Genomic DNA, 15,411 nt, shown 5'->3' with positions numbered 1-15,411 from the left:
GGAGTAGGGGGCAGGGGGCAGGGTATAAATTTATTTTCTTCCTTCTTCCTTCTTCCTTCCGACTCCTGACTCCTAACTCCTAACTCCTAACTCCTAACTCCTATGATTGCTTATACAAAACTTGATTGCGATTAGCTGCACCAAAATTTGGTAAAGAATTATCTAATCGAGGTGTGACAGGATCGGGAGTGTCAGTAGATACTTCTAATTCTTTTTCTAAAGTCTGGAGAAGTTTATCTTGTTGAACTCGAAAAGCTGATACATTGCCACCACGATTAATGATTGTAAACCAAACCAAGCCGCGATCGCGTGTGGGGACAACTCCAGCTAAAGCACTAACATTATTGAGAGTACCAGTTTTCATTACCGTTGCTTTGGGCATATGTCGAGAATGTATCGTGCCTCTATGATCTAGTCCAGAGGTAGGAAATAAATCAGCTAAATTTAACTGATAAAAACTAGCTTCCCGTTGTAATGCCATGAACATAGCACAAACCCCCCTGGGAGAAATTCGATTTTCCTTCCCTAAACCAGAACCATTAATCAAGAGAATTTCTGACTTTGGGAATCTAGCCAGTTGGGATGCTGTGGCGCTAACTACATCTGCACCTCCCACAGAATCGGCTAACATTTCCGCAATATCGTTATTACTAAAAACATTCATTTCCTTAATGATTTTTTGCAAAGGTAAGGAAAAATGACGGATTAGTAAAGTCTGTCCAACTCTCGGTTGAGGATCTGCTTGAATATTACCAGCAATAATCACTTGGGGTTTGGGTGTTCCCTTGGGCATAACTGAGTGTTGGAAAACCACAGAACGAGACCAAGTTTGATGATTTAGTGCTTGTTTGAGTAATTGACCGGCGAGCAAGGGATGACGTTGGAAATTCATCGCAAAAGCCCCAGTAATTACCAAATTGCCCTTAACTTGCTTAATACCCATTTTATTCAGAGTATTTCCCAGGGCGATCGCTTCCTCCCCCACAAACATAGGATCACCACTACCAGTAATCACTAAATCACCCTGCACCACCCCATTTACTAAAGGTCCAGTGCTACTAACTAAAGTCTCAAATTGGTGATTCGGTCCCCAAGCTTTCAAAGCCACCAATGAAGTAGCAACCTTAGTTAAAGAAGCAGCGGGTAAAGGTATAGTACCTTGATGATTAGCCATCAGCATTGGTCCCGACTGTAACCAAATCCCCTGAGAGGACATAAGATTTTGGTCAATTAATTTTGACGTAATTAACCCATTAAGATATTCGTGAACCGTAATAGCGCCTGCTGGACTTGGATCAGGGACAAGAATCAAGCTAGAGCTACCTTGCCAAGCCAAGACACTTAAGGCTTCTAAAGGTTGAATCTGCGCCTTAGCCACTTCTAGCCACATAGAAAACAAACCTGATCCTAATAATTCCAGCATATTTAAATTCCTTTATTCGTTAATTGGTAAGAGTTTTCTTTAATTTCGTAAGCGTAAACTATATTCAATATCTTGTCCATTTTCTGTAGTTTGGGTTAAGCGACAGCGCAACCCAGCGCATTTGTTGGGTTTCATATTTTTTAAGGACTTCCAAATAAAAAAATACTCAACCACCTAACGCAAAAATCTCTCAAACCCTTATTCCTCTGTGTCCTCTGCGCCTCTGTGGTTCGTTAATCAGGATAATTTATTTCTTGGAAGTCCCTTAAGCTGATATCCAACCTACAAATCAAGGCTTTTGCCAATTTGGACAAGGTATTGATACAGCGGTTTCCGCTCTTATGAGGTACATCTTAGCCCCCTCAATCCCCCCGCAGCGGAGGGAAGAAAAGGATAAGCTTTTGATACTGGAGGGGGTTGGGGGTGGGGTTCTTGTACCTCATAACATCGGGAAGTGCTGTATTGTGAGACTATTTTTAACTTTTAATTCCCTCTTTTCCTAGCAACTTATACTAATATACGAGCCTGATTATATTTATCAGTATTGTTGACACTGATACTTTAAGTGTTTATTGTCGTAAAACCTTGATATGGCAGACCCAGCCCTTTCTGCGGCTGATTGTACAGCCATTGAGTTTAATTCAGCAGCAAAGGGGAATTCTATCCGTTGTTCAGTAGAGTATTTATTAAGAGCAAACTTATCAATTTTTAGCTTGCGTGGTGCATCCATCCAATATCTAATCGCTTTATTGCGAATGAATTGGGTAGTCCGAATTGCATCGTCTAAGTAGGTTAGCATTGAAAATCGTCGTTATGGAAAGGCAAGAGGCACTCATGCAAGAGGCAAGAGTGAAGAGGGTTTGGGCGATTTTACTTTTCTTTACACAAATTGGTTTTATTGTGTTCACCTACTTATGGCGTTGTATTGATGTTGTTTACCCTTAACTTTATACTCTAGAACTAAGTAGGTAAACATAATAAAAACGATATATGTTTAGTTTTGTAAAAACCGTGAAATAACCTATTTGCAAGGCATTCATTGAATTTACATTTCGTCACATACCTTTAAATTTTTCTCTTTACCTACTTATCATTGGTTTATTGTTTACGACCTGTAAGTATTGAGTAAAATATTTTGGCTAATTAATAAATTGGTATAGGTTACTTCCTTTCTGGATGTGCCAATTCCTCTGGAGTGGGAACACCCACCTGATTAATTACTCCAATCATTTGATATAAACGCCCTAAATCTCGTTGATTAAAATTTAAAACTAACCGGGGTAAACTAGATGTTTCATCTTGTTCCTCCTGCGGTAATGCTTGGGTTTTAACAATTTTACCTGTCAGCAAAATATCACAAAAATGAGTATTAAGTAATTCCACTTGAGCATCGGATAAATCTTCTTTTAACCGGATCACCAACTGATCACCAACATAACGACTAGAGTGATAAATTCGGTAAAATCCAGTAATGGCATTACAAGCAACTTCAAGATTATCTGTAACAGTGTACAAACTCGGATCATCTGCACTAACAAGCCCTGTTTTTACCAATTTCTCATCAATATATTGACTCCAAGAACGCCAATAATCGCCTCCTGGTTGATCAATTAACACCAAAGGAACTGGACCAAATTTACCTGTTTGGCTCAATGTCATACATTCAAAAGCCTCATCTTGAGTGCCAAAACCACCGGGAAACAAAGCCACAGCATCACTTTCTTTCAGAAGAAATAACTTGCGAGTGAAAAAGTATTTAAAATTAATTAGTTTAGCATCACCTTCAATAATTGGGTTAGCTTGTTGCTCAAAAGGTAACTGAATATTTAAACCAAAAGAATTTTCCCTACCAGCACCTTCTTGACCAGCTTGCATAATCCCACCACCACCACCTGTCATAATCATAAATCCTAGTGCAGAAACAGCGCGACTAAATGCAACTGCCATTTGATATGCTAGTGTATCTGGTGCTAGACGGGCAGAACCAAAAATAGTAATTTTCCGAACATGGCGGTAGTTATAAAATAATTGGAAACCACATTCCATATCTGCTAAAGCGGCAGATAATATTTTCCAATCGAGACGTTCAATATCACTATCAGCAAGACGCAAAATTGTAGTGAGTGATTGCTGAATAAATTGCCTATGTTTTAGTGTCGGTAAACGGTCTATGAGTTCAGCAATATCTGCTTGGAGAGAATCTAATGAAAAAAAGGACGCTTCAGAAGTCATACTTACTGCCGCAATAATGGCATTATATTTTAACGAAAGTTGCTAATACAGTAAAGCGCAAATCAACCAACAATAAAAATCCAGTTCCCTCCCCTTATAAAGGGGAGGGATAGGGAGGGGTAAAACATTTGATACAGCAATCATGACTTTTCAAACATTTGGAGATAATTTTTAACTTTTGTAATAGGCTGCTTCTGGTGCATTTAATTTGGGTTACACCTATCACTGAGTGTTATATCAGATATTTGGAGAAAAACGAAAAAAGTGTTCGTTCCGCACTTTGTGCCGCTGCGCTAACACCGACCAACATTGCTGATTTCGCTATGCTCAATTTTGCTCGTTGGTCAATTCTTCACTTACGCGTATTGTATTCATCTCATCACCTCCCTATCGGGTAGGTGAGAGGCTTCTACTGTTTAAGCTAAGTTTATTGTCTATTCAGCTTAAAGATACTTTTCCAAAGTGTTAGCTAAAGTGGTTTTAGGTACAGCACCGACCACCATATCTACTTTTTGTCCATCTTTGAAAATCATTAATGTAGGAATACTGCGAATACCATACTGACTAGCAATCTGAGGATTTTCATCAGTATTAACTTTCACAACTTTTAATTGATCTCCATACTGAGTGGCGATTTCGTCCACAACAGGGGCTACCATGCGGCATGGACCACACCAAGGAGCCCAAAAGTCAACTAATACGGGAACTTCGCTGTCGAGGACTTCTTGCTTAAACGTAGAATCTGTAACTTGTTCTGCTGCTGACATACCTAAAAACCTTTACATAAGATATTTCCGAGGTTGGTGAAAATTCTACCATAGCAAAAACATCCTATTAAGGATAAAGGATATACATTTGCCAGGAAACTAGAAAACTAATCCCTACCATAAGGAACCGCCCGAACATTAGTCCGGGCGGAGTGTGGTGTGAGGAGTGAACGGAAACTTTTGTCTCCGCCATCTCTATTGTAGGCTAGATATGTGATTTTTTCAGTCATTCTCAAAGTTGTTGTCAATTGTCAGTAGTTAGTTGTCCGTTGCCCATTAGACTTCTCCGGTAAAGCTTGTAGAGACGTTCCATGGAACGTCTCTACAAGGGGTTCAAACGACGCACATTTAATTTTCGGAGATGTCTATTGTTAGCAGAAAACCACTAACCACTGACCACTAACCACTAACCACTAACCACTAACCACTAACCACTAACCACTAACCACTAACCAATGACCAATGACCACTGACCACTAACCAATGACCACTGACCACTAACCAATGACCAATGACCTGAGTGAGTTATTTACCCATACCTAACTGTTGGGCTTTTTGGTAAACCTTACCTTCTGTTAACAAAGAAGGAGCAATGACAACTTCAACCTGCTGCATTTCCTTAATGTTTTTAGCCCCTAAAGTTCCCATACTCGTCTTTAAAGCTCCTAAAAGATTATGAGTACCATCATCCAAACCAGCCGGTCCTCTGAGTATTTGTTCTAGAGTTCCAGTTGTACCCACGCGAATGCGAGTCCCACGAGGTAAGACTGGGCTAGGAGTTGCCATACCCCAGTGATAACCACGCCCAGGGGCTTCGGTGGCTCTGGCAAATGGAGAACCAATCATAACAGCGTCAGCACCGCAGGCAATACATTTACAGATGTCTCCTCCGGTGATTAAACCACCGTCAGCGATGATGGGGATATATTTACCGGTTTCCCGATAATAATCGTCTCTAGCGGCTGTACAATCGGCGATCGCAGTAGCTTGAGGTACGCCCACGCCCAACACTCCACGAGAAGTACAAGCAGCACCGGGTCCAATACCTACCAATACCGCTGCTGCACCAGCTTTCATCAATTCTAAGGTGACTTGATATGTAACGCAATTTCCCAAAGCCACAGGGATAGCCATAGAACTGCAAAACTCGGCTAAATCAAGGGGAGTAATAGATTCTGGAGATATATGATCAGTAGAAACTACTGTAGCTTGGATAAAAAATAGATCTGCTCCAGCTTTAGTTACGACTTCGCCATATTTGCTTGCACCTGCTGGAGTTGCGCTAACTGCCGCAATACCGCCTTGTTGTTTAATTTCCTGAATACGTTTTTCAATTAATTCCGGCTTTATTGGTTCAGCATATAGTTCTTGCATCAGGCTGACAAATTCATCTTTGCCGACGGAGGCAATCCGATCTAAAATCGGTTCGGGGTCGGCATAGCGAGTTTGGACACCTTCTAAATTAATTACGCCAAATGCCCCCAACTGGGACAAGCGAACAGCCATTTGTACATCAACCACACCATCCATTGCACTGGCAATAATGGGGATTTCTCGCTCAATATTGCCGATTTGCCACTTAGTATCAGCTAAACTCGGATCGAGAGTTCTGTTACCAGGGACTAAAGCAATTTCGTCAATTCCATAGGCTCGACGCGCCACTTTTCCCCGCCCAAGTTGAATTTCCACGCTTTAACTTTTCTCAAAACTGTTTAAGCTAGGGTATCAAATTGTGGTGATCTTGGGAATTGGGGACAATTCAAAATTTCTGATTTTTAATTCCGTTCCGATGTGCTAGATACAGAACGGTGTAAATAAGCCAACCATTCTCAATCACTAAAAAGCCTACGCCATATTATTTTTGACTTTTGACTTTTGACTTTTGACTTCTGCCCTGCGGTGCTAGGGTTTACTTTTATTGGGATAATTAGCACCTGTATAACCTGTGGCTACCCAAATAATTGCCCTAGCACCATCCCGAATAGATTTTTGAATCGGTTCTGGTGAATTTTCTGAAGGAACTGATACGGGTTTAAAATTCATACCCCGACTACCCAAGATAATTTCACCAACGACGCAAGCACGACGCATATGAAAGTCAGATGTAATTAAATAAACACTTTTGATCCCCCGCGATCGCAATTCATCCACTGTAGTAGTAAAATTAGTAACTGTGTCTACAGCTTCATAGTCTAAATTTAAACGTTGGGTATCAACTCCTGCCTTGGCAAATATTTTTTTAGTATGCTGAGGTGGACTGCCTCCAGAAATCCAAATAGGTATATTGGGATACTGACGAGCTAATTTGGCTGTAAACTTTTCTCTTTCTAGTAAGGGAGTAGAACCGCCTAAAACTAATATTGCTTGTGGTTGTACAAATTGGTTTTGTACTGCTTTGCACCCCCACCAGATAAATAAGGGTAGGAGACAAGCCATAACTCTCACAGATTTCCCTGTCAAAATTAGCTTATTCAAGGCTTGATAAGTATGTCTATTCGGGCGAGAATTTTCTTTAAAAATTAGTACCATGACGCATAAGGATGATGGTTAAGTATAAGTCTTTGCGAAGTATGGCTAAAAAGAAGCTGATAACTTTGCAATCATAGTAGCTGAATCTACGTCGCTATAATTTCTGCCATATCCTAAACTATCTAAGAAAATTAATCAAAGGTGTCTTACCATTCATCTAATTAGGTTAGCGTTGAAAATTGTCGTTATGGCAAGGCAATAGGCAATAGGCAAGTCTTCACGCATTTTGGTTATCTCATCTCCACTTACTTATTCCGTTCTTAATTATACAATCAGGAAATATATAGAGTTTCTTGAAAAAGTTTTTTGTCAACTTGCTTTACCCCTACGATATATCGAAGTTAAGGTAATTCATGTTGATTTAATATCAGGACTTAAGCAAAATATTCCTCAAACCCTCATTTCTCCGTGTTCTCTGTGTTCTCTGTGGTTCGTTATTCCGTGACTCGTGCATAAGTCCTAAATATCACTAAAATTAATAACATTGACAGGTTAGACATCACTTTTTTGTCAATTTGTCAATAGGAAATTTTTGCGATCGCTCAAATTAGATCATTTCTGAGCAAATTCATGGCTAAAATTGTTGAGGGAATAATTTTTGCTAAGTAGGTGAACACAATAAAACCAAACTGTGTAAAGAAACGTAAAATCGCCCAAACCCTCTTCACTCTTGCCTATTGCCTTGCCATAACGACAATTTTCAACGCCAACCTACTTATTCAGTCATCAAAAGACAACTTCTGCTATGGGACTGGGAATACAGCTTACGCCACGCTACGCCACGCTACGCTATCATTCCCAGTCGGGTTATGGGTTTTACATTAAGTTGACACCAATGAAGCTCTTGCTTTACCCCTACGATATATCGAAGTTAAGATAATTCATGTTGATTTAATATCAGGACTTACGCAAAATATTCCTCAAATCCTCATTTCTCTGTGTTCTCTGTGTTCTCTGTGGTTCGTTATTCCGTGACTCCCAGTCAGGTTATGGGTTTTACATTAAGTTGACACCAATGAAGCTCTTGCTTTACCCCTACGATATATCGAAGTTAAGGTAATTCATGTTGATTTAATATCAGGACTTACGCAAAATATTCCTCAAACCCTCATTTCTCTGTGTTCTCTGTGTTCTCTGTGGTTCGTTATTCCGTGACTCGTGCATAAGTCCTAAATATCACTAAAATTAATAACATTGACAGGCTAGATATCACTTTTTTGTCAATTTGTCAATAGGAAATTTTTGCGATCGCTCAAACTAGATCATTTCTGAGCAAATTCATGGCTAAAATTGTTGAGGGAATAATTTTTGCTAAGTAGGTGAACACAATAAAACCAAACTGTGTAAAGAAAGGTAAAATCGCTGAAAACTTCTTTACTCTTGCCTATTGCCTATTGCCTATTGCCTTGCTATAAGGATAATTTTCAACGCTAACCTACTTACATTAACAGAGTTTGCATTAATGGCTTGTCATTGTCCAACTTACCAGTACGTAGCCATTCTGTAAGTTCTTCTGGGGCTTGGGTTTTGGTAATACGTTCGCGGAGATACCCACCTTCAAGAATTTCTTTTTGCAGCAATTCCTGGGCAATTTCTTCCAGTAAGTTGCGGTTAAATTGGAGAATAGTTAAGGCGATATGGTGAGCATGATCCACTATCCGCTTAACTTCGTGATCAATTTCTTCTGCTACTTGGGGACTGATTGGCCGGCGAGGATTTCCATAACCTTCCATAAACTGCTGTTGAACTTTCTCGAAAGCGACTGGACCGAGTTTATCACTCATACCATAAATAGTTACAGTCCGTTCTGCTAAGTCTGTGGCTTTTTGAATATCGTCCGCAGCACCGGTAGATACTTTCCCAAACACGATTTCCTCAGCGGCGCGTCCTCCTAATAAAATGGCAATCCGTCCGCGAATTTCATCTTCTATCATTAAGAAGCGGTCTTCTTCTGGCATTTGGATTGTATAACCCAATGCACCAACACCACGGGGAACAACGGAAATTTTCTCAACTTTACCAGCGCCGGGCATTAATGCACCAATGATAGCGTGTCCTACTTCGTGATAAGCGACGGTTTTTTTCTCAAGTTCATTTAAGACACGAGAACGTTTTTCTAAACCCGCTACTAAACGTTCAATGGCTTCGTTGAAATCTGCCATGATTACGGCTGGACGATTGTTTCTCGCGGCTAATAATGCGGCTTCATTAACTAGGTTGGCTAAATCTGCACCGGCAAAGCCTGGAGTGCGGGTGGCTATAATGCCTAAATCAACATCTGTGGCTAATTTGACGTTTCTGGCGTGGACGTTGAGAATGGCTTCCCGACCGATTTTATCAGGTCTATCTACGACAACTTGACGGTCAAAACGACCAGGACGACGTAAAGCGGGATCAAGAACTTCGGGACGGTTGGTGGCGGCGATGATAATTACACCAGTGTTGGCATCAAAACCATCCATTTCCGTGAGTAGTTGGTTGAGGGTTTGTTCTCGTTCATCGTTACCACCGACGAAACCACTCGGTCCACCGCGAGATTTACCCAGTGCGTCCAGTTCGTCAATGAAGACGATGCAAGGGGCTTGTTCTTTGGCTTGTTCAAATAAATCACGGACTCGCGCTGCACCAACACCAACGAATAATTCGATAAATTCAGAACCGGAGATGCTGAAGAAGGGAACACTGGCTTCGCCAGCGATCGCTTTTGCTAGTAATGTTTTACCTGTACCCGGTGGTCCAACTAATAAGACACCTTTGGGAATTTTTGCCCCTAAAGTAGTGTATTTGCTGGCATTTTTGAGAAAATCAACGATTTCTTCAAGTTCGGCTTTGGCTTCATCTACACCCGCTACATCCAGGAATTTTACACCTGTGCCGCCTTCAGAATAAATGCGGGCTTTGCTTTTCCCGACTGTGAGTGCAGCAGGTCCGCCACCTTGACGACTCATTAAAAATGCCCAAATACTGAAGAAAATTAAGGGGGGCGCAACCCAACTTAATAAAGTCCCAATCCAGGCGGTTTCGTTGGGTGGTGGGGCGGTAAATTCGACATGATTATCCCGGAGAATTTTCGGTAAATCTAAGTCAATGGCGACTGGTGTGGTGCGAAATACTTGTTCAACGATTTTACCTGCGGGGGTTTGGGTTTTGATAGAATATTCGATGCGATCGCTACCAACAATGGCTTTATCTACTTTACCTGCTTGAACCTGAGCAATAAAATCACTATAGGGAACTTGCTGTAATCGAGTTCCCATTAAACTGGGAATTATCAAGTTTAGCAATAACAAAAAAGTCAATAAAATTAGAAGGCTACCACCAAATTGTCTAATTTTCGGGGGTTTCATCTCGTTTTCATGATTAGTTTCTACGGGCATAATTTCACCTCTAGGAAATTTGGTCATGAGTCAGTAAGTAGGGTTTGCTGAAAAAGTTATCTGTGAGGGCTAGAAGTATGACTAACGCCACGCTGCGCTATCAGCAAACCCTACTTAGTTAGTTAATTTTTAACGCCTGATAAATATCAACTTAATAAAAATGGCAAGTTTTAGTAGGTGAACACAATAAAACCAAACTATGTAAAGAAACGTAAAATTGCCCAAACCCTCTTCACTCTTGCCTCTTGCCTCTTGCCTTTTGCCTTGCCATAATGACAATTTTCAACGCCAACCTACTTTATATTCAATGACTATTGTAGAAACTGGACAGTAAGGTTTAAATTAGTAGATGCACTGTAAAATTATGTGTTTACCGCACTGTCATGGAAAATCAACTGGGATTCTTGCTGAAGCTGCTATTATTTTCGACTTTGCTCTCAGTATTAATTAAATATGCTGCTCCGTTTTTATGGATTCCCGCAACGGTGGCAAATGTGTTAATTATGATTTTATCACCAACTATGATTATGGCGATCGCTCTACTGTGGCGAATACCAAGACAAAAGCAAAATTAACAGAAAAAATATAGTCCGTGTTGCTAAAATCAGCTAACCTAACTGCATTGTCATCAAAAGGCATTTTACCAAGCTGGGAGTCTTGCTTGTGAATCTTGGTCAATGGATAGGCTTAATTGCCTTAGTTATATCTTTATATGTATTGTGGCAACTTCGTGACGTTCTGCTACTAATATTTGCGGCGGTTGTTTTAGCGACGACTTTAAATCGTCTCGCCCGGCGCTTTCAAAGTTTAGGAATAAAACGAGGATTATCAGTTTTATTAGCTGTAGGGATTTTCTTTGCAGGTGTTGTCTGTTTTTTCTGGTTAATCGTACCACCTTTTATCCAGCAATTTCATGAACTCACTTATCGAGTTCCCCAAGGATTTGGACGTTTTAATAGTTGGATTGATGTCCAAAGAAGTCATATTCCTGAACAATTATTGCCTTATATACCGGATCTTAATAGTTTAATTGAACAAGCTCAACCACTATTTAATCGCCTATTAGGTAACTCTTTTGCTTTTGTTTCTGGATCTTTAGAAGTTGTTCTCAAAATTCTATTAGTCCTGGTGTTAACAGGAATGTTTTTAGTTAATCCTGATGCTTATCAAAAAGTATTTATTCGCATATTTCCCTCCTTTTATCGGCGGCGGGTAGGGGGGATTGTACAGGAATGTGAAGTTTCTTTAGGAGGATGGGTGACTGGTGCTTCTATTGGTGTTTTGGTGGTAGGGCTGATGAGTTTGGTGGGTTTATCAATTTTAGGAGTGAAGGCTGCACTAGCTTTGGGCGTGTTAGCGGGATTTATGAATTTAATTCCTAATTTGGGTCCAACTATGAGTGTAGTCCCAGCAATGGCGATCGCTCTTTTAGATAATCCCTGGAAAGCTGTTGCTGTGTTTATTCTCTACTTTTTTATTCAACAGGCTGAGAGTAATTTCATCACGCCTGTAGTTATGGCACATCAAGTATCTTTACTACCAGCCGTGACTTTAATTTCTCAGTTATTTTTTGTGACATTTTTTGGATTTTTAGGATTATTTTTAGCACTTCCTCTGACGGTTGTTGCCAAAATTTGGGTACAAGAAGTATTAATTAAAGATGTTTTAGATCAATGGAATAATGATCAAGAAGATCATACGGAATTAGTGATTGTTGAGGAATATTCCGATATCAATGATCAGGTGTAGGAGTGTAGAGGAGAAATTTTCTTTTTTTTTGCTTTGATTAAGTAGGTTGGCGTAATTCATTTCTGACTGGGCGCACGCCCTGCGCCCCTACCTCGGTGACTTCTGCAATATCAACCAAAACCAGGAATTAACCGCTTTAAGGCGCGACCAGCGACATCACTATAACGTAATTCTCCACAGAGGATTTTACCCATGATTTGAGCGCCAGAGGGACGTTTAACACCAACTCTATAACCAATACCGGGGAAGCGATAAAATGCCCCTGCTAGTTTTTGCGCCCAAGCCATATCATTTCCCCATTGTTCGTTAATGGCATCGGTATAGTTTTCTAGGGCGTTAATATCACCATTTAAAGCATCGTGAATAAATCCTGCGGCAAGAACGGCGCTAAAAATCGAGGGACGAATACCTTCGGCGGTAAAGGGATCAACTAGACAGGCTGCTTCTCCAGCTAAAACTGCATTTTGGGTATGGAGTTTTTGGTTTCCATCCCAAATACATAGAGGATGACCGTATTGTTTACTAGTTTTGATATCTAAATTAAAAGATTTGGCATATTCATCTAAAATTTTCTTAAAGTCTTGGGGTTCGCCACCCATAAAAGTGCCGACTCCGATAGAATGACAGTCAGTTTTGGGGAAGTTCCAGATATAGCCGTTTTTGACCAAGCCAAACTCAAAGTGAATTGTGGTTTTTTTCTCGACAATTGCCGGAATTTCTGCTTCTAATGCCCCGGCTAATCGGCGTTTACGGTCTTTAAACCCTAGCCATTTAGCCATGAGACCTTTTGCACCATCAGCAGCGATGAGATAACGACCAGTGACTATGCCTGTGGCTGTGGTAACTTGCCAAGCATCGGTTTTAAATTCTATTCCTCTAACTTCTGTTTTGTCTCGTAGTTCAGCCCCTTGATTTTGAGCTTGTTGGATCAGGAAATGATCAAAAATATCCCGCCGCACCATCCAAACGGGTTCTTTGGTGTCAATTTTTGCTTCTACAGGATCGCCCAATTCCCAGGTAAAGCGCAAAGAGTCAGCTTTGGTAGAGATAGCAGGGCTAAAGTCAAAGTCGAACCATTGAGCTACGCTAGGTGACACGCCACCGCCACAGGGCTTATATCTGGGTAGGGATTCTTTTTCTAAGACTAAGACTGAGCGTCCTTTTTTGGCTAGATGATATGCTGCTGTTCCCCCCGCAGGTCCGGCACCGACAATTATACAATCGTACATAATGACTAATTTTTTGCGTTCTATTTTAACTTAGTTGATTTTTCAGTAGACATCTCCAGAAAAGAATGTAGAGCCGAGAATCCCTACCCATGGAACGTCTCTACAAGGGTTCTAGGATACGCATATTTAATTTCTGGAGATGTCCAGTATATATAAGGGGTGATGATTTTTTTATTAATTTTTAGTAAATGGAGTTTGGTGATTGGTGATTGGTGATTGGTAAAATTCTTACCTGTCACCTGTCACCTGTCACCTGTCACCTATCACCTGTCACCTTACACAGTGGTGATCTCTTTTTCCTTTTCTACAAACAAGTGGTCTATTTTTTCTGTGTGCTTGTTGGTCAGTCTTTGGAGTTTGTCTTGCTGATCTCGTGATTCATCTTCGGAGATTTCCGCACTTTTTTCCTGTTTGCGAATGGACTCGATAGCATCCCGGCGGATATTGCGAATTGCTACACGACCTTCTTCAGCATACTTGGACGCAAGCTTAACAAATTCTTTCCGGCGATCGCTGGTTAGTGGGGGAATATTCAACCGAATCACAACACCGTCGTTACTGGGAGTTAAGCCCACGTCCGACAGAGAAATAGCTTTTTCAATGATATTTAAGCTGCCCTTATCGTAGGGCTGAATCAGGATGGTTGAAGAGTCTGGCGTGGTAATGTTTGCCAGAGATTTCAAGGATGTTGGTGTACCGTAATACTCCACTTGGACTTTATCTAATAAACTCGAATTGGCGCGACCAGTACGAATTGTATTAAAAGCTCGTTGAGTAGACTCAACGGTTTTTTGCATCGTACTTTCAGCTTCAGCTAATTTCACAAGAACCTCCCACAAGAGTGCCAATAGATTCTCCCATGACTGCCCGGTGGATGTTACCTCGCACCGTGAGGTCAAATACTAAAATGGGGAGATTATTTTCTTTACATAGAGCAATTGCGGTACTATCCATAACTCGCAAATCTTTAGCCAATACGTGGGCGTAGGTAAGGGTGGTAAAACGCTTGGCATCAGGATAAAGTTTGGGGTCAGCATCGTAAATGCCGTCTACTTTAGTAGCTTTGAAAATCACTTCTGCTTCAATTTCTGCCGCTCTTAATGCCGCAGTAGTATCTGTAGTAAAGAAGGGATTCCCTGAACCTGCGCCAAAAATTACCACCCGTCCTTTTTCAAGATGACGAATGGCACGACGGCGAATATATGGTTCTGCTAATTCTTGCATAGCGATCGCAGTTTGCACCCTTGTCTGAATTCCCATCCGTTCTAGAGAATCTTGCAAGGTCATGGCATTCATTACCGTGGCAATCATCCCGATATAGTCAGCGGTTGCCCGATCCATACCTGCTGATGCTGCTTTAATGCCTCGAAAAATATTGCCACCACCAACCACGATAGCCACCTGCACACCAGTAGCTATCACCTCTCCTATTTCCTTGGCTATTTCCTCGACCACTTCTGGGTCAATGCCATAGCCTAAGTTGCCCATTAAGGCTTCACCGCTCAGTTTAAGTAAAACCCGTCGGTAATTCGTTCCCATGAAGTTCCGCTTTATCAAAAAAGTTGCAATTGCCTCCAATTTAAGATAGCAGTAGAGTGACTATCTGTGTCTATTTAGGGCTGGCTGAAAAAGTTATCTGTGAGGAGAGAGCGGGGGCAGGGGGCAGGGAGTAGGTATTTTTAAAAGTTCAAATCAGCCCCTACCTTCCGGCTAAAGAACCAACCACAGATACTAATTGATCCGGTTCTATTGGTTTGGCAATATGGATTTGAAATCCTGCTGCCAAAGCGGCTGTTTCCTCCGCTTCTCCGGTATAAGCAGTCAGGGCAACAGCGGGAATCTGCCCACCTGCTTCGGGACTTAGCTCCCGAATCTGACGAATTAGCATATAACCATCTTCTTCTGGTAGACCAATATCAGATACGAGTACGTCGTAGCCACCAGGATTATTCCTGAATATTGATAAAGTCTCCCTTACAGATCCAGTATCTGTGACTTCAGCACCGTATTCCTCCAAGACTATTCGGAATAATTGGCGGATATCTGGTTCATCATCTACAATTAGCACCCGCACACTGGCTAAAGATGGGGGGGTGGGGGAGGTG

Annotated in this window: 12 protein-coding genes and 1 pseudogene; 2 read left to right on the top strand and 11 right to left on the bottom strand. The window is 41.2% G+C overall.

The annotated features are described in order from the left end of the window. Window positions 1-100 precede the first annotated feature (100 nt). The 7 genes and pseudogenes from IQ228_RS08335 to ftsH all read right to left on the bottom strand — a co-directional run bounded on the left by IQ228_RS08335 (window position 101) and on the right by ftsH (window position 10,328). On the bottom strand, window positions 101-1,423 hold the full coding sequence (locus IQ228_RS08335; RefSeq protein WP_027403315.1) for a D-alanyl-D-alanine carboxypeptidase: 1,323 nt from the start codon (window positions 1,421-1,423) through the stop codon (window positions 101-103). Between the two features lie 571 nt (window positions 1,424-1,994). Beyond that, a pseudogene (locus IQ228_RS08330) lies at window positions 1,995-2,222 on the bottom strand (RNA-guided endonuclease TnpB family protein); the annotation flags it as partial. 362 nt (window positions 2,223-2,584) lie between these two features. Next, window positions 2,585-3,655, bottom strand: a complete 1,071-nt coding sequence (locus tag IQ228_RS08325) for an LOG family protein (protein ID WP_027403317.1) — start codon at window positions 3,653-3,655, stop codon at window positions 2,585-2,587. 443 nt (window positions 3,656-4,098) lie between these two features. Further along, window positions 4,099-4,422 (bottom strand): thioredoxin, encoded by a 324-nt coding sequence (trxA, locus tag IQ228_RS08320; protein WP_027403318.1) that lies wholly within the window; start codon window positions 4,420-4,422, stop codon window positions 4,099-4,101. 525 nt (window positions 4,423-4,947) lie between these two features. Beyond that, window positions 4,948-6,111: a GuaB3 family IMP dehydrogenase-related protein gene (locus IQ228_RS08315; protein WP_193962601.1), complete on the bottom strand. Its 1,164-nt coding sequence runs from the start codon at window positions 6,109-6,111 to the stop codon at window positions 4,948-4,950. A 213-nt stretch (window positions 6,112-6,324) separates the two neighbouring features. Further along, window positions 6,325-6,858, bottom strand: a complete 534-nt coding sequence (locus IQ228_RS08310) for a YdcF family protein (RefSeq protein WP_027403320.1) — start codon at window positions 6,856-6,858, stop codon at window positions 6,325-6,327. A gap of 1,532 nt (window positions 6,859-8,390) precedes the next feature. Next, window positions 8,391-10,328 (bottom strand): ATP-dependent zinc metalloprotease FtsH, encoded by a 1,938-nt coding sequence (gene ftsH / locus IQ228_RS08305; RefSeq protein ID WP_193962602.1) that lies wholly within the window; start codon window positions 10,326-10,328, stop codon window positions 8,391-8,393. Window positions 10,329-10,711: 383 nt separating this feature from the next. Here ftsH and IQ228_RS08300 point away from each other — a divergent pair, with 383 nt between their 5' ends. Next, entirely contained in the window at window positions 10,712-10,903 is a 192-nt protein-coding gene (locus IQ228_RS08300) for a hypothetical protein (protein ID WP_035082563.1), read from the top strand. A gap of 88 nt (window positions 10,904-10,991) precedes the next feature. Beyond that, a complete protein-coding gene (locus tag IQ228_RS08295; protein ID WP_193962600.1) occupies window positions 10,992-12,077 on the top strand; it encodes an AI-2E family transporter in 1,086 nt (361 codons plus the stop codon). Window positions 12,078-12,187: 110 nt separating this feature from the next. On the opposite strand, the gene IQ228_RS08290 is transcribed toward IQ228_RS08295, so the two are convergent. From IQ228_RS08290 to IQ228_RS08275, 4 genes are all read right to left on the bottom strand, one after another. Further along, window positions 12,188-13,306 carry a geranylgeranyl reductase family protein gene (locus IQ228_RS08290; protein WP_027403323.1) on the bottom strand — a complete coding sequence of 373 codons (1,119 nt, stop codon included), beginning with the start codon at window positions 13,304-13,306 and terminating at the stop codon, window positions 12,188-12,190. A gap of 275 nt (window positions 13,307-13,581) precedes the next feature. Further along, window positions 13,582-14,130: a ribosome recycling factor gene (frr, locus tag IQ228_RS08285; protein ID WP_027403324.1), complete on the bottom strand. Its 549-nt coding sequence runs from the start codon at window positions 14,128-14,130 to the stop codon at window positions 13,582-13,584. After that, entirely contained in the window at window positions 14,117-14,845 is a 729-nt protein-coding gene (pyrH, locus tag IQ228_RS08280) for a UMP kinase (RefSeq protein WP_027403325.1), read from the bottom strand. The genes frr and pyrH overlap by 14 nt, the downstream gene beginning before the upstream one ends. Before the next feature lie 160 nt (window positions 14,846-15,005). Further along, a partial coding sequence (locus IQ228_RS08275) for a response regulator (protein ID WP_193962599.1) occupies window positions 15,006-15,411 on the bottom strand: 406 nt, incomplete at its 5' end.

Source organism: Dolichospermum sp. LEGE 00246 (genome assembly GCF_015207865.1).
GTDB lineage: Bacteria > Cyanobacteriota > Cyanobacteriia > Cyanobacteriales > Nostocaceae > Dolichospermum > Dolichospermum heterosporum.
The sequence above is the reverse complement of the archived record's forward strand: the minus strand, read 5'-3'. Positions and strand labels throughout refer to the sequence as shown.

Excerpts from the sequence above, each read along its gene's own strand:
- IQ228_RS08310 (WP_027403320.1), bottom strand. The coding sequence starts at position 6,858 with ATGGCTTGTCTCCTACCCTTATTTATCTGGTGGGGGTGCAAAGCAGTA.
- pyrH (WP_027403325.1), bottom strand. The coding sequence starts at position 14,845 with ATGGGAACGAATTACCGACGGGTTTTACTTAAACTGAGCGGTGAAGCC.
- trxA (WP_027403318.1), bottom strand. The coding sequence starts at position 4,422 with ATGTCAGCAGCAGAACAAGTTACAGATTCTACGTTTAAGCAAGAAGTC.
- IQ228_RS08325 (WP_027403317.1), bottom strand. The coding sequence starts at position 3,655 with ATGACTTCTGAAGCGTCCTTTTTTTCATTAGATTCTCTCCAAGCAGAT.
- IQ228_RS08335 (WP_027403315.1), bottom strand. The coding sequence starts at position 1,423 with ATGCTGGAATTATTAGGATCAGGTTTGTTTTCTATGTGGCTAGAAGTG.
- IQ228_RS08290 (WP_027403323.1), bottom strand. The coding sequence starts at position 13,306 with ATGTACGATTGTATAATTGTCGGTGCCGGACCTGCGGGGGGAACAGCA.
- ftsH (WP_193962602.1), bottom strand. The coding sequence starts at position 10,328 with ATGCCCGTAGAAACTAATCATGAAAACGAGATGAAACCCCCGAAAATT.
- IQ228_RS08300 (WP_035082563.1), top strand. The coding sequence starts at position 10,712 with ATGGAAAATCAACTGGGATTCTTGCTGAAGCTGCTATTATTTTCGACT.